The sequence below is a fragment of the Synechococcus sp. J7-Johnson genome (assembly GCF_024345795.1).
Lineage (GTDB): Bacteria > Cyanobacteriota > Cyanobacteriia > PCC-6307 > Cyanobiaceae > Regnicoccus_A.
In genome coordinates this window covers 1-20220 of record NZ_JAGQBU010000010.1, presented here as the reverse complement: position 1 = coordinate 20220, position 20220 = coordinate 1, and the positions used below count along the sequence as shown (strand labels likewise).

The 20220-nt window shown below is 66.6% G+C and carries 19 protein-coding genes; 2 read left to right on the top strand and 17 right to left on the bottom strand.

From position 1 onward, the window contains the following. The first annotated feature begins 67 nt into the window (after positions 1-67). Entirely contained in the window at positions 68-2959 is a 2892-nt protein-coding gene (locus KBY93_RS06930; protein ID WP_255093558.1) for a UPF0182 family protein, read from the top strand. A 76-nt stretch (positions 2960-3035) separates the two neighbouring features. On the opposite strand, the gene fba is transcribed toward KBY93_RS06930, so the two are convergent. From fba to KBY93_RS06855, 15 genes are all read right to left on the bottom strand, one after another. After that, a complete protein-coding gene (gene fba, locus KBY93_RS06925) occupies positions 3036-4109 on the bottom strand; it encodes a class II fructose-bisphosphate aldolase (protein ID WP_255093557.1) in 1074 nt (357 codons plus the stop codon). A 144-nt stretch (positions 4110-4253) separates the two neighbouring features. Then, on the bottom strand, positions 4254-5351 hold the full coding sequence (locus KBY93_RS06920) for a Gfo/Idh/MocA family protein (RefSeq protein WP_255093556.1): 1098 nt from the start codon (positions 5349-5351) through the stop codon (positions 4254-4256). A gap of 26 nt (positions 5352-5377) precedes the next feature. Next, a complete protein-coding gene (locus tag KBY93_RS06915) occupies positions 5378-5776 on the bottom strand; it encodes a hypothetical protein (protein WP_255093555.1) in 399 nt (132 codons plus the stop codon). After that, entirely contained in the window at positions 5773-6648 is an 876-nt protein-coding gene (gene accD / locus KBY93_RS06910) for an acetyl-CoA carboxylase, carboxyltransferase subunit beta (RefSeq protein WP_255093554.1), read from the bottom strand. Before accD ends, KBY93_RS06915 begins: the two co-directional genes overlap by 4 nt. A 33-nt stretch (positions 6649-6681) precedes the next feature. Then, positions 6682-7530: an A24 family peptidase gene (locus tag KBY93_RS06905; RefSeq protein ID WP_255093553.1), complete on the bottom strand. Its 849-nt coding sequence runs from the start codon at positions 7528-7530 to the stop codon at positions 6682-6684. A gap of 26 nt (positions 7531-7556) precedes the next feature. After that, on the bottom strand, positions 7557-7853 hold the full coding sequence (locus KBY93_RS06900) for a hypothetical protein (protein WP_255093552.1): 297 nt from the start codon (positions 7851-7853) through the stop codon (positions 7557-7559). Positions 7854-7965: 112 nt separating this feature from the next. Further along, positions 7966-8868: a phosphoribulokinase gene (locus KBY93_RS06895; RefSeq protein WP_255093551.1), complete on the bottom strand. Its 903-nt coding sequence runs from the start codon at positions 8866-8868 to the stop codon at positions 7966-7968. Between the two features lie 57 nt (positions 8869-8925). Continuing rightward, a complete protein-coding gene (gene leuB / locus KBY93_RS06890) occupies positions 8926-9999 on the bottom strand; it encodes a 3-isopropylmalate dehydrogenase (RefSeq protein WP_255093550.1) in 1074 nt (357 codons plus the stop codon). Positions 10000-10024: 25 nt separating this feature from the next. Then, complete coding sequence (lpxD, locus tag KBY93_RS06885) at positions 10025-11053, bottom strand: UDP-3-O-(3-hydroxymyristoyl)glucosamine N-acyltransferase (protein WP_255093549.1); 1029 nt, start codon at positions 11051-11053, stop codon at positions 10025-10027. 41 nt (positions 11054-11094) lie between these two features. After that, the gene (gene proB / locus KBY93_RS06880) at positions 11095-12234 is read right to left on the bottom strand and encodes a glutamate 5-kinase (RefSeq protein ID WP_255093548.1); all 1140 of its coding nucleotides are present in this window, start codon (positions 12232-12234) and stop codon (positions 11095-11097) included. Further along, positions 12231-12713 (bottom strand): YqeG family HAD IIIA-type phosphatase, encoded by a 483-nt coding sequence (locus KBY93_RS06875; protein WP_399222736.1) that lies wholly within the window; start codon positions 12711-12713, stop codon positions 12231-12233. Before KBY93_RS06875 ends, proB begins: the two co-directional genes overlap by 4 nt. A gap of 29 nt (positions 12714-12742) precedes the next feature. Next, the gene (locus KBY93_RS06870) at positions 12743-13312 is read right to left on the bottom strand and encodes a DUF3727 domain-containing protein (RefSeq protein ID WP_255093544.1); all 570 of its coding nucleotides are present in this window, start codon (positions 13310-13312) and stop codon (positions 12743-12745) included. A 19-nt stretch (positions 13313-13331) separates the two neighbouring features. Next, positions 13332-13817 (bottom strand): Holliday junction resolvase RuvX, encoded by a 486-nt coding sequence (gene ruvX, locus KBY93_RS06865; protein ID WP_255093543.1) that lies wholly within the window; start codon positions 13815-13817, stop codon positions 13332-13334. Then, the gene (locus tag KBY93_RS06860; protein WP_255093542.1) at positions 13814-14965 is read right to left on the bottom strand and encodes a hypothetical protein; all 1152 of its coding nucleotides are present in this window, start codon (positions 14963-14965) and stop codon (positions 13814-13816) included. Before KBY93_RS06860 ends, ruvX begins: the two co-directional genes overlap by 4 nt. A gap of 53 nt (positions 14966-15018) precedes the next feature. Beyond that, positions 15019-16239: a F420-0:Gamma-glutamyl ligase gene (locus tag KBY93_RS06855; protein WP_255093541.1), complete on the bottom strand. Its 1221-nt coding sequence runs from the start codon at positions 16237-16239 to the stop codon at positions 15019-15021. 111 nt (positions 16240-16350) lie between these two features. Here KBY93_RS06855 and KBY93_RS06850 point away from each other — a divergent pair, with 111 nt between their 5' ends. Further along, a complete protein-coding gene (locus tag KBY93_RS06850) occupies positions 16351-17733 on the top strand; it encodes a PhoH family protein (protein ID WP_255093540.1) in 1383 nt (460 codons plus the stop codon). 451 nt (positions 17734-18184) lie between these two features. Here KBY93_RS06850 and KBY93_RS06845 read toward each other — a convergent pair whose 3' ends face one another. Together KBY93_RS06845 and KBY93_RS06840 are read right to left on the bottom strand one after the other, a co-directional pair. Then, a complete protein-coding gene (locus KBY93_RS06845; protein ID WP_255093539.1) occupies positions 18185-18970 on the bottom strand; it encodes a methyltransferase domain-containing protein in 786 nt (261 codons plus the stop codon). 360 nt (positions 18971-19330) lie between these two features. Next, the coding region (locus KBY93_RS06840; RefSeq protein ID WP_255093538.1) for an HAD family phosphatase at positions 19331-20220 on the bottom strand (890 nt) is incomplete at its 5' end.

Genomic DNA, 20220 nt, shown 5'->3' with positions numbered 1-20220 from the left:
CGGCTTGTGCTCACTGCGATCAAGGACGGAGCGGGCGTGGTTGCCTGCCGCTGTCTAGCCTCATGCCGTGCCCTCCCGTCTCCCGCGCCTGCTGTCGCTGCCTGCAGCCCTGGCTGTGCTGGCGCTCGTCCCTCTGGCGCTGGTGCTGATCTCCCGACTGGGCATCGAGCTTGACTGGTTTGCCCAGTTCGGCTTCGAATCGGTGCTGTGGCGCCGCTGGTGGCTGCAGGTCGGGGCGTTCCTGCTGGTGATGGGGCTGGGGGTTCCCCTGCAGTTGCAACAGCTGCAGCGCTGCTGGCGTCTGCGCAGCGCCAGTGCCACCAAGGTGATGCCGCGCCTGACCTTGCTGCGGCTCGAGCCCCTGCCCATGGTGCTGGTGTTGGCGGGCTTGGAGCTGTTCCTGGCCGCTGGCCTCACCTACCTGATCGTTCAGGCGTGGGGACTGATCAGCGCCCCTTTCAGTGGCGAGATCTTCAGTGGCTTTCGAGTGCTGGCCGACCTGCCGCTGCCGCTGTTGCTCGCCATGGCAGCCGGACTGCTGCTGCCGCTGCTGGTCAAGCCCCTGCCGACCCTGCAGCTGGTGCTGGTGGCCGCCTTGGCCGGATCAGCCACCGCCCTGGCGCGGGGCTGGAGTCTGTGGTTGCCGGCCCTGCTGGCGGTGCCGTTCGGAGAAGGGGATCCGCTCACGGGGTTCGACATCAGCTTCACGGTGCTGCGCCTGCCGGCGCTGCATCTGCTGCTGAGCATCCTTCTGGCCCAGGGAATCGTGGGGTTCGCGGCCTGCCTCTGGCTCACCTTCACCGAAGGATCCAGCCTGAGTGACCTGCGCTTCGTGGGCCTGAGCCGTGACCAGCAGGGAGTGCTCAAGCCCCAGCTCGCGGTTCTCTGCCTGCTGGCCGCCTTCAGCACCGCCCTGGCCCCCTTCGATCTGATGGTGCGGGGCAGCGGCGTGGCCTCCGGCGCCGGATTCGTCGATCTGCACGTGCGCCTGCCGTTGCGGCTACTGCTCGCCGCCCTGCTGGTGCTCACCGCCCTCGGTCTGCTCGCCTCGGTGCGTCGCCACTGGCTGCGGAGGGTCGCGCTGGTTCCCCTGCTGGCCACGGTGGCGCTGGTGCCGATCACCGAGTTCCTGGTGGCTCCCCTGGTGCAGCGCTTTGTGGTGCAGCCGCGGGAGCTGGTGATGGAGGCGCCCTATATCGAGCGCAGCATCCGCGGCACGCGCCAGGCCTTTGGGCTGGGGACGATCCAGGAGGGCACTCTCAATCCAGAACAGAAGCTCACCCCTGGCGATCTGGAATCGGCGCCGGGAACCCTGGCCAACATCCGTCTGTGGGACAGTCGGCCTCTGCTGGCCGCCAACAGGCAGCTGCAGCAGTTACGGCTGTACTACACCTTCCCCTCCGCCGCGGTGGACCGCTACCCGCTGCTGGGGGATCCTCTCCGCCGCGGGTCGCAGCAGGTGTTGATCGCGGCCCGGGAACTCGACAGCGGCGCCCTGCCGGCAGGCTCGCGCACCTGGCTGAACCGTCATCTCGTCTTCACCCACGGCTTCGGCTTCACCGTCTCGCCGGTGAACGTTTTCGGCCCTGACGGCCTGCCGCTGTTCTTCGTCAAGGACCTGGGCAGCAGCGGCCGGGTGCAGGGCATTTCCAAGCTGGGAATCAGTGACGCCGCCGCCGAGAAGTCATTGCCGCTCGGGCAACCACGCCTTTACTACGCCTCGGCGCGGGCTCCTTACGTGATCGCCCCCACCAAGGTGCAGGAGTTCGACTTCCCCGACGGGGAACTGAACGTCTACACCCATTTCTCGGGGCGGCTCGGGATCCGGCTCGACACCTCCTGGCAAAGGTTCAAGGCAGCTGTCTATCTGCGCGAACCGCGGATGCTGTTCAGCGGTTCGTTCACGCCCGACTCGCTGCTGCTGATCCGCAGGCAGGTGAACGAACGGTTGGAGGCCCTGGCGCCGTTTCTGCACTTTGAGGCCGAGCCCTATCTGGTGACGGCGCGGGTGGAGGGCTCGCCTGGCTTCGAGCCCTCTCAGCATCAGTACTGGATGCTCGACGGATTCACCACCAGCCGCAGCTATCCCTACAGCGACGCCAATGCCAAGGGGATCCGCTACTTCCGCAACCCGGTGAAGGCGGTCGTTGACGCCCACGACGGGCGCCTCTGGCTCTATGTGAACGATCCCACCGATCCGGTGCTGAGCACCTGGCAGCGGGCGTTTCCCGAGCTGTTCAACCCGCTGCTGGAGATGCCTGCCGCGTTGCTCAGCCACATCCGCGTGCCGCTCAGCCAGTTCGCGATCCAGTCGGAGCGGCTACTTCGGTACCACGTCACCGATGTGCGCACCTTTTACAACGGCGATGACGTCTGGTCGATCCCGCTCGAGGTCTACGGCTCCAACAACGTGCCTGTGGAGCCCTATCACGCCACCTTGCAGCTCCCAGGAGAGAAGCGGCCGGAATTCGTGCTGCTGCTGCCGTTCTCGCCCCTGCGCCGCACCAACCTGGTGGGATGGCTGGCGGCGCGCAACGATCCGCCCCACTACGGCGAACTGGTGCTGGTGCGCTTCCCGCAGCAGCGGCTGCTGCTGGGCCCGCAGCAGATTTCGGCCCTGATCGAGCAGGATCCGCTGATCAGCTTTCAGTTTGGTCTGTGGAACCGCACAGGCTCCCAGCTGGTGCGCGGCAATCTGCTGCTGCTGCCTGTGGGCAAGGGGCTGCTCTATGTGGAGCCGATCTATCTGCAGTCGAAGAACAACGATCTGCCCACCCTGGTGAGGGTGGTGGTCACCGACGGACGCCGCTTCGTGATGGAGCGGGATCTCAACACGGCATTGGAGAAGCTGGTCTCCGGCGGGGAGAGTCCGGTGGGTGCGCCGGCAGGCGGAGGCGGACCCGTTGTGCCTAGTCCGCTGGGGCTCCCTGGCCTGCCCACGTTCACCCCAGTTCCCTGAGCAGGCATGAAAAAAGGGAGCCTGGGGCTCCCTGGACAGGTCGCGAGCGAGTGTCTGGACTGAGCTGAAGAAAGACTCAGACGGCCACAGCGGTCTTGGGATCGAGGGCGCCCTTGGCGTAGAGAGCGGCGTAGTAGTTGATGTTCTGCTGCTTGATCTTGCTGGCCTGGCCGGCGCACCAGAACTGCTGGTAGCGATCAAGGCACACCTTTTTCATGTAGGCCCGGGCCGGCTTGTTGAAGTGACGAGGGTCGAAGTTGGCGGGATCCTTGAAGGCGGCTTCACGCACGGCGGCGGTGAAGGCCAGACGGTTGTCGGTGTCGATGTTGACCTTGCGAACGCCGTTCTTGATGCCGTTCTGAATCTCTTCCACCGGCACGCCATAGGTTTCGGGAATGGCACCGCCGTACTTGTTGATCATGTCGAGCCATTCCTGGGGCACGGAGCTGGAGCCGTGCATCACCAGGTGGGTATTGGGGATCGCCTTGTGGATCTCGGCAATGCGGGAAATGGCCAGCACTTCGCCGGTGGGCTTGCGGGTGAACTTGTAGGCGCCGTGGCTGGTGCCGATGGCGATCGCCAAGGCATCCACCTTGGTTTTGGCGACGAAGTCAGCGGCTTCGGCAGGATCGGTGAGCAGCTGCTCGCGGGAGAGGGCACCTTCGAACCCGTGGCCGTCCTCGGCTTCACCCTTGCCGGTTTCAAGCGATCCGAGGCAACCGAGCTCGCCTTCCACGCTCACGCCGATGGCATGGGCCACATCCACCACTTCCTTGGTGACGGCCACGTTGTACTCGTAGCTGGCGGGCGTTTTGGCGTCGGCTTCCAGTGATCCATCCATCATCACGGAGGTGAAGCCATTGGCGGCGGCACCGAAGCAGGTAGCCGGGCTATTGCCGTGGTCCTGGTGCATCACCACCGGGATGTCGGGATAGGTTTCGGTGGCTGCGATGATCAGGTGACGCAGGAAGATCTCACCGGCGTACTGGCGGGCTCCGCGGGAGGCCTGCAGGATCACAGGGCTGTCGGTTTCGTAGGCCGCCTCCATGATCGACTGGACCTGCTCCAGGTTGTTGACGTTGAACGCTGGAATGCCATAGCCGTTCTCAGCGGCGTGGTCGAGGAGCAGCCGAAGCGGAACGAGGGCCATGGGAAAAATCTCTGGAGGTTGGGTGGGTGATGCGTCAGGTTCGGCCCCGGAGGACCGGATCACCGGCGTCGGGACCTTGACGCGGGCTGGAAAGAATCTAGTCGATCCCCTGTAAATGAGGTCCCAGCGGCCTCGGATTCAGGCTCAGCTGCCAAGGTTCTGGCGCAGGCCGCTGGCATCTGACTCAAGGGCCAGGTCGCAGCAGAGCTGGCTGCGTTCTCCTTCCGCCAGGCCCGGCAGCATGGGTCGTCCTTCGCGACAGCTGTCGCTCCACCAGCCCTGCAGGCGCGCCACCGGGGCGATGCGGCCGTCGGCCCAGGTGCGGACAAAGGCCAGGGCTGGATCCGCCGGTACCGGCTGAAGCAGCTCCCCAGGCCGGGCCAGCCAGAGATGGAAGCCGTGCACATAGTCGGCCTGGTTATCGCTGCCAAGAATCAGCGTGGCCTCGCTGCCATGGAACTCAAGCCAGCAGCCCCTTCCGGCGCGGGTGACCGAAGAGAGGCTGAGCTGGGCTGGCACCGATGCCCCTGTGGATGTTTCGAGCTCAAGCTGAAGCAGGGCCACATCGTCGGCGTCGACGACTCCGGATCTCTCTGGGGTTCCGGGCAGGGGGCGCTGGTGGATGGCGGTGGAGAGGCTGGCGCTCAGCTGGCGCACCGGCCCCACCAGCCACTCCAGGCTGTCGAAGGCATGGGTGCCGAGGGAGCCGAGCACGCCGCCACCTTCAGAGCGTTGGGACGCCCAGCTGAAGGCCCTGCCGGGATCGGCGCGGCTGCTCATCAGCCAATCGAAGCGCACCAGCCACGGGTCCCCCAGCACCCCCTGGCTCAGCAGCGCCTTCAGCTGCTGGAAGACCGGCACGGCACGGTACTCGAAATCCACCGCCACGCTGAGGCCCCGCTCGATCGCCAGCCGTCTCAGCGCCCGGACCTGGGCCACCTCCAGGGCAATGGGTTTCTCCAGCAGCAGGTGCTTGCCGGCTTCCAGGGCGGCGCGGGCCAGCTTGAAGCGGGGGCCTGGCGGGGTGGCGATCACCACAGCTTCCACGGCAGGATCCGCAAGCAGCGCAGCAAAATCGCTGTGGCCCGGCAACTCAGCGGCACGGCAGGCGGCCTCCAGGCGTTCGGGCCTGGGGTGCCAGATGGCCACCGGCTCCGTGCCCGGGCAGGCCCGCAAGGCGGGCAGGTGCACCTTCTCTCCGAACCCGAGGCCGGCCACGGCGACCTGGAGGGGCTTACTCATGGGAGGGGGGTTCAGTGTTCAGTGGATCAACGGGACGCCAGCAGCTCGGTGCCAGCCGCGCAGGCCTGATCAAGCACATCGCTGATCAGAGAATCGCCGCCGGTGGGCTGCCACTCGGCTTTGAAGCGGGGCAAGCCGTTCACTGAGGTGTCGCGGTAGAGCCCCTGATCGCAGTCGAGCTCCATCACGTAGAGCTGGCCACGATCCTCGGAGGCCGGCTGGAACCGGGTGAGCACCGAAAGCTCCCCGCCACGGCTGAGGCGCAGGCTGCCCGTGTCCCACCACTGGCGGCCTGCCGGGCTCTCGGGCACCTCCTGCCAGTTCACCGGACCCGCCCAGGCAGTGGCGGGCCCTGCCGCCAGGCCGATCGCCAGCAGCGCCACCGCCACCACAGCGGCACGCAGAAACCGCTGCAGTCCGCTCATGCCGCCACCGGAACACTGACGCCGTGCAGTCTCCACAGGCTGGCGAGAGTGCTGCGCAGGCGGGTACGCGGCACGATCAGATCCACGAACCCATGCTCCTGCAGGTATTCGGCGGTCTGGAAGCCTTCGGGCAGTTTTTCGCGCAGGGTCTGCTCGATCACCCGGCGCCCGGCAAAGCCGATCAGCGCCTTGGGCTCGGCCAGGATCAGGTCACCAAGCATGGCGAAGCTGGCCGTGACCCCGCCGGTGGTGGGGTGGGTGAGCAGGGGGATGTAGAGCAGATTCTGCTGGCGGTGGCGTTGCAGGGCACCTGAGATCTTGGCCATCTGCATCAGGCTGAGCATCCCCTCCTGCATGCGGGCGCCGCCGGAGGCGCAGACGATCAGCAGAGGCTGGCGGAGTTCGGTGGCCTGCTCGATCAGCCGGGTGAGCTTTTCGCCCACCACGGAGCCCATCGAGCCCCCCATGAAGCGGAAATCCATCACCCCGAGGGAGAGAGGCAGGCCCTCCAGGCGGCAGTGGCCGGTGACCACGGCATCACGCAGCCCAGTGGATTGCTGGGTGTCGCGCAAACGGTCGGCGTAGCTGCGACGGTCTTTGAAGGCGAGTGGATCAGTGGGGGCCAGCTCGGTGTCGATGGCTCTGAAGCTGCCCTCATCAGCGATCACCCGGATGCGGGCATCGCTGTCGATGCGGTGGTGGTAGGAGCAGCCACTGCAGACGCTGGCATTGGCAATCAGATCCTTGCGATACACCACCAGCCCGCATTCCGGGCACTTGCTCCACAGTCCGTCCCCATCGTCGACTTCCTGGGTGGTGCGCACCACCGGATTGGCTTTGCGGCGATCGGCGAACCAGTCGAACAGGGACACGGGATTGGACCTGGCAACGGAGCGGTGAATCCATTAAAGGGTGGCGCCCCACCGGCTCCATTGCTGCAGCCACCAGCCCTCCCCCACCAGCCAGACCGCCACGCCACCAAGGGCGAGAAAGGGGCCGAAGGGAAAGGGTTGGGATGGCCCGAGCCTGCCGCTCAGGCGGCCCAGCACTCCCAGGGCAGCTCCGCTGAAGACCGCCAGGGCCACCGCCAGACCCAGACCGGAGAGCCCGAGCCATGCTCCCAGCAGGGCGGTCAGCTTGGCGTCGCCCAGCCCCAGGGCCGGTTTGCCCATCAACTTTTCGGCCAGGGCACTGAGCCCCTCGAAGGCGAGCAGGCCGAGGCAGGCGGCGAGCAGGTGGTTGAAGATCAGAGCCCGCGAAACCACTTCCGACTGGCTGAGGCCGGCGGCGAGCGTGACTCCCAGACCCAGCAGCAGACCCCAGCGGCAGAGGGGTTCCGGCAGCCAGAGATGGTCACAATCGATCAGCACCAGCGGAATCAGCCAGCTGATCAGCAGCCAGCCCGCGCCGATCTGCAGCCAGGCCGGCGTCCCGGCCATGGGACTTGGGCTTGCCTGAAGGACCGCCACCCACAGCCCGGCGCAGAGCAGTTCCACCAGGGGGTAGCGGGGGGAGATCGGGCCCCGGCAGTTGCCGCAGCGACCCAGCAGCAGCAGCCAGCCCAGCACCGGCAGGTTCTGGTACCAGGCCAGAGGCACTCCGCAGCGTGGGCAGTGGCTGGCGGGGAGCACCAGTGACTCCCGCCGCGGCAGCCTCCAGGCCACCACGTTGAGAAAGCTGCCGACGCACGCCCCAAGAAGGGCCACCAGCAGGGGGATCAGGAGAGGGGCGGCCGTGTCGGGCTCCACAGGCATGGCACTAGGACGCGGATGGCGTTCGCTCAGCTGCGCTGGGGACTGCGGATCGAGCGGGGTCGGCCGGCGCTGCGGCCACGGATCAGCTCCAGGGGGACGAACTGCTCATCCGGCAGCAGCACGGGTGCCTCGAACACCACCCGGCCCAGGCCACCACTGCTCTCGAGCACGATCCCGATCGGTTCAGCCCCCCCCGGGCATTGCTCCACGTAGTGGAAATACACACGCCGAGCCTGTTTGATGACCACACCGCTGTTGATCTGATCCCAGCGCACCGGAGGATTGCCCGGATTGGAGGCCCCGCGGATCTCGAAGGACGGCATGGTTGACCTCCTGGAGCCGCTGGAAGCCGCCGGGGATACGGGGTCGAAGGATGGAGGTGTGGCGAAGGTAATCGGCCTCAGCCATTCCGATCGGCCCCTGCAGCTTAATCGCTCAGGCGAGTTTGTTCTTCTCCTCGATCATGCGGTGAATGATCGGGGTGAGGATCAGCTCCATGGCGAAGCCCATCTTGCCGCCGTTGACCACGATGCTGGTCGGGCTCGACATGAAGGACCCGTTGATCATCCGCAGGAGATAGGAGAAATCGATGCCCCATTTCTCACGGGCTCCCTTGCGGAAGTGGATGATCACGAAGCTCTCGTCCGGGGTGGGGATGTTGCGGCAGATGAACGGGTTTGAGGTGTCCACCGTGGGCACCCGCTGGAAGTTGATGTCGGTGCGGCTGAACTGCGGGCAGATGTGGTTGATGTAGTCGGGCATGCGGCGCAGGATCGTGTCCACGATCGTCTCGGCCGAATAGCCCCGCTCGGCATTGTCGCGGCTGATCTTCTGGATCCACTCCAGGTTGGCTATCGGGACCACGCCGATCAGCAGGTCCACCAGGGAGGCCACGTCGTAGCCGTCGCCCACCACACCGCCGTGGAGACCTTCGTAGAAGAGCAGGTCGGTACCTGTGGGGATCGGCTCCCACGGGGTGAACTGGCCGGGCTCCAGCTCGGTACCGAGCCGGGCGTTGTGTTCGGCGGCCTCCTCCACGGAGTGGAGGTAGTAGCGCTTCTGGCCGCCACCGGTTTCGCCGTAGGACTTGAATTGCTCGGCGAGCTTGTCGAACAGGTTGGCCTCGGGGCCGAAGTGGGAGAAGTTGACCCCAGAGGCCTGGGCCTGTGCCATCTCCTCCTTCATCGGGCCGCGCTCGAAGCGGTGGAAGCTGTCACCTTCGACAACTGCTGGCTCGATCCCCTCCCGCTGGAAGATGTGCTCGAAGGCACGCTTGACGGTGCTGGTCCCTGCGCCCGAGGAACCGGTGACCGCTACAACCGGGTGACGCTTGGACATCGGCGCAGGGGGAGGAAGGGCGAAGGCGAGTTTGGCAGGTCGTCGGTCCGTGGGCGCTCAGAGCTCCGCCAGAAGCTGCTCGCCCATGGCCGCGCAACCCAGCTGGGTGCAGCCCTCCGCCATCAGGTCGCCCGTGCGGTAGCCGGCGCTGAGCACCCGGTCGACCGCCGCTTCCAGCTCGCTGGCGGCGTTCTCCTGTTTCAGGCCCACCCTCAGCATCATTGCGGCGGAGAGCACCATCGCCATCGGGTTGGCCAGATCAGCCCCTGCGATGTCGGGGGCGGAGCCGTGCACCGGCTCGAACAGCCCGGGACCCTCGGCACCCAGCGAAGCGGAGGGCAGCATGCCGATCGAGCCGGTTAGCATCGCCGCCTCGTCGCTGAGGATGTCACCGAAGAGGTTGCCGGTGAGCAGCACATCGAACTGGCGGGGGGAGCGCACCAGCTGCATCGCCGCGTTGTCGACGTAGAGGTGGCTGAGCTCCACCTGGGGGAATTCAGCGGCGATCGCCTCCACCCGGTCGCGCCAGAGCTGGCTGACATCGAGCACATTGGCCTTGTCGACGCTGCAGAGTCTGCTGCTGCGCTCACTCGCCAGCTGGAAGGCCACCCGGGCGATCCTGTCGATTTCGAAGTCGCTGTAGACCATGGTGTTGAAGGCACGTATGTGGCCATCGGCCACCACCCGTCCCTTGGGGGTGCCGAAGTAGATGCCGCCGGTGAGTTCACGCACCACCAGCAGGTCCACCCCGGTGATCACCTCCGGCCGCAGGGTGCTGGCCCCGATCAGGGCCGGAATGATCTTCACCGGCCGCAGGTTGGCGAACAGGCCCAGTCCCGACCTGAGGCCCAGCAGGCCGGTTTCGGGCCGCTGCTCCCGCGGCAGAGCATCGAAGCGGGGACTGCCGATCGCTGCCAGCAGCACGGCGTCTGAGCTGCGGCAGGCCGCCAGGGTGGTCTCCGGCAGCGGCACACCCGTGCGGTCGATGGCGTCGCCGCCGATGGGCTGCTCGTCGTAGGTGAGGCTGAAGCCATGGCGCGCGCTCACCGCATCGAGCAGGCGCCTTGCCACGGCTGTGATTTCCGGTCCGATGCCGTCGCCGGGGAGCAGGGTGATCCGGTAGCTGGTCATCGTGGAGGAAGCGCTGGGCGCGAGGCTACTTCTGCAGCTGGCGCAGAGTCTTTGCCATTTCCGGCAGCTTGCTGAAAGCAGCGGAGCAGCGCAGCCACAACCGGTTGGGGATGGCCGGGTAGCCGCTCACCACTTCGCCGGCGGCCACCTCGCCGTGGATCCCCGACTTGGAGGAGGCGATGGCGCGATCGCCGATCCTGGCCCGGTTGGCCACGCCCACCTGTCCGGCCAGGATCACCCCATCGCCGAGGGTGGCGCCGCCGGCGATGCCCACCTGGGAAGCCAGGGCACAGCCTCGGCCGGTGACAACTCCATGGCCGATCTGCACCAGGTTGTCGATCTTGGTGCCGGCGCCGATGCGCGTTTCACCCACAGAGGGACGATCGATGGTGGTGCCACAGCCCACCTCCACCGCCTCCTCCAGCACCACCAGGCCGGTCTGGGGCATCTTCCGCCAGCCGCTGGCGGTGGGCACGAAGCCGAACCCCTCCGAGCCCACCACCGCGGTGGAGTGCACGACACAGCCACGGCCCAGGCGGCTGCCGGGGTGCAGCACCGCATTGGCGTGAATTTCACAGCCCTCGGCCAGCTGCACGTCGTCGTAGAGCACGGCACCGGCGTGGAGGGTGGAGCCAGCGCCGATCACGCAGCCCTCCCCCACCACAACGTGAGCGCCGATGTGCACATCAAGGCCCAGGCTGGCCCCTGGCGCGATCACGGCGCTGGGGTGGATGCCCGGCGGCAGGCGGCGGGGTGGATACAGGGCCTCCAGGGCTTCAGCGAAGCCCAGCCGCGGATTCTTCAGGGCCACCCAGGCGATGCCGCGGGCACTGGCCAGCTCCTGCAGGGCGGCATCCGGCGGCAACAGCAGTGCACCCGCCGAGCAGGTCTCGAGAGCTGCGGCCAGGCTGTGGCCTGGCTCGAGAAAGGCCAGCTCCGTCGCAGCGGCCCGGTCCACGGCCGCCGCTGTGATCAGGTCGGGGTCAGCGGCCAGGTCCCTGGGGCTGCCCTCGCTCAACTCGCTCAAGTGGGTGAGCAAGGTGCTGAAGCGCATTCCAGGGATCGCGGCCGGCGGCCGGATCGTAGGGCGGCTCCTCAGCCCCGGGCCGCCGCCGGCGTGGTGAGCACAAGGTGGTCGCGGTGAACCACGGCATCACCGGCGCCATGCTCAAGGGTGGTCTCGGCCGCCTGGCTGCGCAGCCCCAGCACCTGGGCCACTTCGGTGCTGCTGAGGGCACAGAGACCTCGGCCGATCTCCCGCCCCTCCAGCGACAGCAACCGCACGGCATCCCGGCGCTCGAACTCTCCTTTGACGGCACGGATACCCACCGCCAGCAGGGACGCGCCCCGCTCGATCAGGGCCCGCTCGGCACCCTGATCGATCAGCAGCTCCCCCTTGGGCAGAAGGGCATGGGCCAGCCAGCCCTTGCGGTCGGGCAGGGGGCTGGGGCTGGGGCGGAAGAGGGTGCCGAGACGCTCGCCGGCCAGCAGGGCTTCGAGCACCGCTGGATCGCGGCCATCGGCCAGGCGCACGGCGATGCCGCTGGAGGTGGCGATGCGGGCTGCGGCCAGCTTGGTGGTCATGCCGCCGGTGCCCCAGCTCCCGCCGCCCTGGGCGACGCCGCTGAGCCGCTCCAGTTCCAGCAGATCACGCACTTCCTCGATCGGCCTGGCACTGCTGTCGCTGCGGGGATCACCCGAATAGAGCCGGTCCACATCGGTGAGAAGCACAAGCTCATCGGCTCCGATCGCCACCGCCACAAGGGCCGAGAGGGTGTCGTTGTCGCCGAAGCGCAACTCATCGGTGGCGAGGGTGTCGTTCTCGTTGACCACGGGCACCACGCCCCAGCTCAGCAGTTGCTCCAGGGTGCGGCAGGCATTCTGGTAGCGGCGGCGCGAGGCCAGATCGCCGCGGGTGAGCAGCACCTGGGCCACGGTGGTGTCGTGCTGGGCGAAGGCAGTTTCATAGAGGCGCATCAGCCGGCCCTGGCCCACGGCGGCGGCCGCCTGAAGCGCCACCACATCTTCCGGGCGCTCCCCGAATCCCATGGCATGGCAGCCCAGACCCACGGCTCCGCTGGTGACCAGGGCGATGGCCTCCCCCTGCTGGCGCCTGCGGCTGAGGCTGGCGGCCAGACCTGCGATCACCGCTTCGGTGTTGCGCTGGGCCGTGCCACGTAGCAGGGAGGTGCCCACCTTGATCACACGGCGTGTCGGGGGCGTGGAAGGCGTCATCGGCTCAACTCGGTGCCCACCAGCCGTGCCAGACGCACCTCCAGGCGCTGGACCCGATCCTGCTGACAGGGTCGACCCTCCGGACCGATGGGCTTGACCAGCACTGTGAACAGACCGAGGCGATTGCCCACCAGGACGTCGGTGAAGAGGCGATCACCGGCCAGAGCCACCTGAGCGGGGGGAAGGTCGAGGTCGGCCAGCACCCGGCGCAGGGCGCTGCGTCGAGGTTTGCCCGCCGAGGTGGTGAAGGGCAGATCCAGGCGCTGGGCCACCGAGCCGATCCTTCGCCGCGAGGGATTGTTGCTGAACAGATGCAGTCGCAGACGATCCTTGGCCTGCCGCAGCCACGCCTCCATCAGCGGGGGCATCTCGGCCTGGCGGCGGGGGAGCAGGGTGCGGTCCACATCAAGAACCAGGGCGCGGATTCCGCGATCGAGCAGGTTCTCCAGCGGCACATGGGCAAGCGTCGTGCTCAGCATCCAGTCAGGGCGCAACAGCTGCTGGAGCTTCACCCAACGCTCTCCCGATCGTCGAGCTCGGCCTCGATGCGCGGCTGCACCCGCTCGAATTCCTCGCCTTCCACCAGCACGGCTTCATTGTTCACCATGCGGGCCACCACGAAGAAGGGATCAAGGGGGATGTAAAGCCCGTATTCCCGGTCTTCGGCGCGGAACTGAATCAGCATCTCGTAGAGATCGGTCTCCTCGTCGCCATCGCCGTCGCCCTGAAGGTCGTCTTCCAAGTCCTCAGGGTCCGGTTCCTCCAGCTCACCGCTCACGGTGAGGGTCACCGCCGAGCGCACCAGGGTCAGGTCGTGCTCCTGCAGCACCACATCGGCCACGCTGAGGATCGACTCGGCGGCATCAACCTCTTCGACCACCTCGTCCTCGTCGTCGTCGTCCTCGGCGATGCGCACCAGGCACACCGGGGTGTCCACCGGTGTAAGCAGGGCGTAGTCATGTCCATCGAGGGGGATCAGTTGCTCGAGAAAGCAGAGCAGCTGGCGGTTCTGGCCATCACGAACAAGCACCGTGGGCACGTCACCGGATCCGCTGATCGACGGTCCTTCGGCACTCATGGGGAATCAGCAGTTCGCATCAGAATGTCGTAACGCCTGCCGGCTGGTCGAGTCTCGGTGTCGCTGGGCTGACCGGACGGGCCTCGGGGCCTTCCCGCAGCCACTGCTCAAGCAGCAGGGCCGCCGCGGCACTGTCGAGCTGGCCGCTGCGATCTCCATGCAGCCCGCGACTCTCGCCCGCCTCCCAGCTGCTGCCGTGTTCATCCACCCAGGCCAGGGGCAGAGCCAGAGCCTGGGCCAGGCGCTGGCCGTAGCGGCGGCAATGTCTGGCCTGGACGGTGAGCTGCTGGCTGGCATCAAGGGGCAGCCCCACCACCAGGGCCTGCACACGCCGCTGGGCCACCAGGGGGCGCAGCCGCTCGAGATCAGCGGGGAAGGCTCCCCGGGCCAGGGGGGGCAGGGGGGTGACGGTCAGGCCGAGCGGGTCGCAGCCGGCCAGGCCGATCCGCCGCCGGCCCACATCGAGTGCAAGAACGGAGCGGGGCGGCGGCGGCTGGCGGCTCAACGGTCGCTGCCCAGGGACTGGGGGCAACCGAGGGATTGGGGGCCGTGGTGGCCGCCCACTCCCCGCTGCAGCGGGGTGGGAACAGGTCGGCGACGAGGCTTGAAGGGGTCCAGCACGGTGTCGAGCCGCCAGGACTGGCGGCTGAGAACGCGGGAGTCCTGGCGCCGCCAGACGCTGCGCGCCATCAGCAGTTCCTCCCCCTCCGCCACCGCGCCAAGGAGGCTCAGCCAGCGCTCGCGCTCGTGATCGTCAGTGTCACTGCGCAGGCGCAGGGGCGAAAATCCACGTGCCTGCTGCCGCACCAGATGAGCCAGGGCGGAGCCATGCAGGTGGGCCCAACCGGGGTGGAGGGTCACCTCCAGCTCCGCTGGACCGAGGCGGTGGCTGCGCAGCCGTCGCACAGCCGCCACAGCCTGCTGGCGGCTGGGGTCGATCCAAAGCAGCCCCTGCCCTTCGCTCTGATCGAGGACGTCTTCGATGCGGCGATCGAGCAGCTGGCGCAACTGGGCCGGGCAGGTGGCCTGCTCCAGGTGCCAGAGCAGGGGGGCGCTGCGGCGGTTGAGGGGCCGCAGCTGCAGATCGTCGCTGGGTGGCGCGGCCGCCGGCTGGCTGGTGCCTGCATTAGCCGGATCGGGCTCCCAGTACCAGAGGGTTTCCTGGAGCAGCGGCTGGAACCCCTGCTCCCGCAGCAGGGCCAGGCGATCCTGATGCCCTGTCGGAACCCTGGTGATCCAGCTGGAGGCCCCGGGGCAGCGGTGCAGAGCCTCGCGCAGCAGGGCTCCCTCCACCTGTCTGGCGGTGGGAGAGCCCGGTTCGCTGAGGGCTTCGCGGCAGAGCCGCAATTCCTCCACTCCCCAGCAACTGCCGCTGCGGTTGAGACGCCGCACCACGCTCAGGCCCAGCAGGCGATCGCCGCCGCGGTGGGCCACCAGCACTTCAGGGGCCAGGGGTGGCCGCCGCACCAGGGTGCTCAGCAGCCGCTCCGGGGTCTGAAGCAAGAGAGCTTTCTGGAGCAGGGGTTGCAGATCGAGGACAGCTGCGTCCTGCAGGTGCGGCAGCATCCAACCCTGCAGGGGTTCAACCTGCACCTCCCCGGGGGCGATGGGTGAATCACCTCCCGGGGAACGGGATGACGTGGGGTGACGCACGGAAGAACCGCTGATGACCAACTGTATCGGGGCGAGACAGGAGCCTTGAGGCTTCAGGCCGGTCGCACCAGCACCAGGGGTGTGCGTTCGTTGGCGTTGCCGGCCGGATTGGGACGCAGAGCACGCTTCAGCAGGTTCTCGTCGCAGCCCGCGCTCGAAGCCAGCACCTTGACCCGGCCGAGATCGTTGACGTCGACCACGGCCACAGGCACCCCCAGGGCCTGGGCCAGCTCCTGGCAGCTGCGTTCGGGCTGATCGGGACCGAGCACGATCGTCTGGTCGTAGGGGGGAGTGGTGCCGGTGATGTCGTCGATCAGCCGGGCCTGGTCACCGGCGAGGCGGTAGAAGCCGCCTTTGCTGCCCACCAGCTTCATCAGGCTGCCGGCCAGCCAGGCACAGAGAACCCGCGCCGGCCCAACGGTGTCGATCAGGCTCTGCAGACCGCAGGCCGTGGCCAGGCTGCTGGTGGGATGGAAGACGCGGCAGAGCAGCCGGGCCAGGCAGGAGGGCTCCACCATTGACGGGTGTTGATAGCGGCCCTGGATCACCGCCAGGGGCGTTTCGCCGATGGTGAGGATGTCGCCGGGACGCAGCACCGGACCGGCATAGCGGCGCAGCACTTCGGCGGGATCATCCAGCACCCCCAGCAGGTGGGTGGGCACCGGCAAGACCTGGCAGCCATCACCGTTTCGCCAGGCAGCGCTGGCCGGATCGAGCGGTGCGGGATGGCGAACCGGCACCAGGAAGCCCTGGCGGCGCTCCAGACGCCCGAATGGTCCGTAGTTCACCCAGATCACATCCAGCCAGAGGGTGTCGAGCAGCTCCTCCAGAAGGGTGTGGCGCTCTTTGGGGCCAGGTCCGCTCGCTCCGGCCGGCAGGCTGATGCTCACCGTGGCCTTGAGCTGGGTGCTCTTGTGCCCCTTGACGATGTAGGCCGCCCAGTAGCCATCGGGCCGGCTCGGCTCATCGGGATGGTCGGCGACGACGGTGGTGCTCACCTGCAGGCTTGAGAGGTCCTGCCGGCCGAGCACGGTGGGGCGGAGCTGAAGTTCCGGCACCATCACCTCCATGCGGGCATGGGGGTTGTCGATCCGGAAGCTGCCCTCCAGCGTCACTGCTCCCTCGTTGCTCCAGCTGGTGGTCCAGGGGCCCGAACTCAGGCAAAGGGGTGAGGCCGGCCGCAGGCGGTGGCGCAACTCCAGCCAGAGCAGGGTGAGGCCGAAGAGCAGCGCCAGCAGAAGCAGCGCGCAGAGCGTTGGAGGCAGGGTCGGCAAGGGGCAGGGGCGCCGGTTCTGCGGGAGCGTAGGTCGTGTCTGGCGCCAGGGGCTGGCGGGGTGGACACCGCTGCGGCCTAGGTTCACGGAACAGCCATTGCGGCGTGGGTGATGAAGAAGACCTTCGTTCTCGACACGAACGTGCTCCTGCACGATCCCCAGGCCATCACCCGCTTCGAAGACAACACGGTGGTGATTCCGATCGAGGTGGTCGAGGAAATTGACCGCTTCAAGCGCGATTCATCTGAGAAGGGCCGTAATGCCCGCCAGACCTCCCGTCTGCTCGATGAGCTGCGCAACAAGGGCAATCTCTCCGAAGGGGTGGAGATCGATCCCGAGCACCACGGCATGCTCAAGGTGGTGTTCTGCCGCAGCGAAACGCTCGCCCAACTGCCGCCGGAACTGAAGTCCGGAAACGGCGACAACAACATCCTGGCGGTGGCACTCGAGCAGCGCCTCCAGGACGTGATGGGCAACCAGCCCCCCGTGGTGCTGGTCACCAAGGACACCAACCTGCGCATCAAGGCCGATGCGGTGGGCCTGATCGCCCAGGACTACAGCACCGACAAGGTGGCGATCGCCGACCTTTACCCGGGCTTCTGCGAGTGGGTGGTCACGGCTGAGCAGATGGAGCAGCTGCACAGCCAGGGATCGCTGGCCCTGGAGGAGCTGCCGCCAGGTGTGCCGCCCCAGGCGCCGCTGGTGGCAAACGAAGGGGTGACCCTGGTGGATGCGCTGCAACCCCAGCACACGTTGCTGGCGCGGGTGGATGCTTCCGCCAGGGGTCTGCGGCCCCTGCAGAAAGCAACGCGGATCAAGCTGGGGCGGGTGAGCCCGCGCAACCGGGAGCAGACCTTCGCTCTCGACCTGCTGCTGGATCCGGCCATCAGCCTGGTGACCCTGGTGGGCAAGGCCGGCACCGGCAAGACCCTGCTGGCCCTTGCCGCCGGGCTGCATCAGGTGGCCGATGAACACCTCTATGACCGCCTGCTGGTGACCCGGCCGGTGATCCCCCTGGGCAAGGACATCGGCTTCCTGCCCGGGGATCTGCAGGAGAAGATGGGTCCCTGGATGCAGCCCATCATCGACAACCTCGACTACCTGCTCGGTGGTGAGGACTCGTCCCAGGGCAGCATGCGCTCCAGCCGTGGTCCTCGCAGCAACTGGTCGGACCTCAAGGGCATGGGCCTGCTGGAGGTGGAGGCGATCACCTACATCCGCGGCCGCTCGATTCCCCGCCAGTACATGGTGGTGGATGAGGCCCAGAACCTCACACCCCATGAGGTGAAGACGATCGTGACCCGGGTGGGAGAGGGCACGAAGATCGTTTTCACCGGCGACCCGTATCAGATCGACAACCCCTACGTTGATGCCGACAGCAACGGACTCACCTGGCTGGTGGAGCGCTTCAAAGGGCAACGGCTGGCGGGCCACGTCACCCTGCTCAAGGGGGAACGCTCAGCCCTGGCGGAGCTGGCAGCGAACCTGCTCTGAGTGCTTCAACCTTTGTCCGGGCTCGATCGCCACTCAGCCGGTATGGGCGTTATCAGTGCCCAGCCGAATCGGTGGCGTCCTGGGCCTCCTTCAGCCACAGCTGAGTGATCACGGGCGCCTGGGCGTTGTCGGCATCAATCAGGACGGCGATGAAGCAGCTCATGAACGATGACATAATCCAGAATGTGCTCATCCTGATCCAATAAGTCCGTGGCAAGGGTCACATTTTACTCCGATGAACAGGAGCCCTACTTTCTGGGCATCCCCTCCACCTGAGCAACCCTGCGTTTGACCCTGAGCTTTACCTCCACCCACTCCATCTCGCGCCGTCGCAAGTCCTGAGCTTGGTATTGCGTGGATTTCATTCACAGCTACCTGCAGCGACCCCTTGCTGAACGCCCCCGAAGCGAAAAGCGCACCAGCCGGTCCTCGTCCTCTCAGTCGTGACCGGTCAGTGCTTGCGGCCCCAGCAGATCAGCATCAGAACGCCCGCGTATGCCTCACCCCGGCGGTATGCATCGAGCCAGGGGAGGGCCTCGGGGAGTTCGACGGAGAGATCCCTGGCGTTGGCATCGATTTCGAACAGGAGATCCGACTCGGCGAACCCGTGGGTGGGCAGCCAGAATCCTTCCTGGCGGATGTCGCCCACCCCGGCGTCGGCAAGGAGGCTCGACAACTCGCGGCCGATCCACGGGTTCTGGAATGTCCGAATCCAGTCGTGCTGGATGCGTTCGGTCACAGCGCTGTGGCGCCCGCCAATCAGGAACGTGCCCCAGTCAGGCTCGGCGCAGAGCACCACCGAGTCCCGCCGGGCGACGCGGGCCATCTCCAGGACGATTCGGCCCGGGTCGGGGATGTGCTGGAGGGAGCGGTCGATCCGCACCGCCTCGAAGCTGCAGTCAGCGAAGGGGAGGTCCGCGGCGTCGGCCACGTTGAACTCGCAGCCGCTTCCGGCGTGCCGCGACTGCGCCGCAGCGATGAGCGTGCGGCTGCGGTCGACGCCCACGGCGCGTACGCCTCGCGCCTTCATCTTCACCACATCGTCGCCAAGTCCGCAGGCCACGTCGAGGGCGGAGGCTCCCGGTTCGAGCCCAAGAAGGTCGAGTGCGCGCGCCTTGTACGCCCGCCCCGCTGCCATCGACTGAAGAGAGTCGAGACAGCGGATGATCTTGTCGGGAGCGGTCGCATCGACATCACGGAATCCGACGGGCAGTGGGTCTGGGGTGGTGTCATTCATGGGAATGGAGCGTGGTGATCAGATCTTCCGCTCTGAATGGCAATGGGAGCAGTATCTTCTGCGGCATACTTCTTAGTTGGGCGATGCAGCTCATCTGAACTTGGTGGAAATAGGGGGAGATGGAATTCTCTGACGCCCAGCAAGGGGGAGCAGACGCTTAGCAGCTACCAACCAACAATGGCATGGCACTGCAAACAAAAAAGTTCATGCGGATGGAACCGGAGGACAGCGAAGTGCTGCCCAACGATGCCCATCACCCGCCGCAGGCAATCTGTACACCATTACCAATCACCTTCGGCGGTCGGTGTGCATGGGCGTTGATAGCTGGCAGAACCAACGTCGCCCATTCACGGGTTACCTCTACTCGGGAGGGAAGATGGCATTCCAGTCCTGCTTCATGTCCACAACGAGCCAGCCACGCTTGGGGGCCTCCTTGAGGGCTTCGACAAGCTTGCCGGTGCTCTTCGTCTCGGCGTCATAGGCATACTCGCGTTCACTGTCGGTATGGTGGACGATCAGGCCGAAACTAGGGAGCGGGTTGTTGATCGTGGTGTACTGCAACATCGCATGGTCGCCGTCGCTGTTCCCACAACAGATCGTAGGTCGCCGGCCGATAAACTGATGAATGCCGACGGGCTTGCCTTCCTTGTCATTGACAAATAAATAATCGAGGGTTTTTGTCAGCACCGGTCCGCTGTCGCGTAGCTCAAATGTCGTCCGCGCTGTCGAGCCGACAACCTGCTCCGGTGGGATGCCGTAAACGCGCTCCACCCAGACGCGCATGAAGTCCGCACCGCCACCGGAAACGATGAAGTTCTTGAAGCCATTTACCCGCAGAAGGCGCAGAAGCTCCTGCATGGGTTGGTAGGTGAGTTCGTCATAGGGCCTGCCAAATCGCGTATGTTTGGCCGATGTGAGCCATGCCTCTACCGCGTCACGAAACTCGTCGGTCGTCATCCCAGCATGAGTGAGCGCCAAGATCTGCATCAGGCCATCAAAGTGTTCGCCTGCCAGGAGTTTCCCAAGGTCGCCAGCCAGGACGGCTTGCACCATGGGATCTGAAGCGAGCCTGGGCTCAGTCAGGATGCGCCGGTTTAGTTCGTCGACGGCAAAGGCTCCATCGTAACCATTCAGGGGTCGGGATGCGCCGCCGCGCGAATGCACGCCTGATCGCTCATCGCTGAGCGGGCAAAGAAGCAGTGCTGCTCTTGCTGCTGAATTCAGGGATCCGGCAGCAGTGATGGCATCAC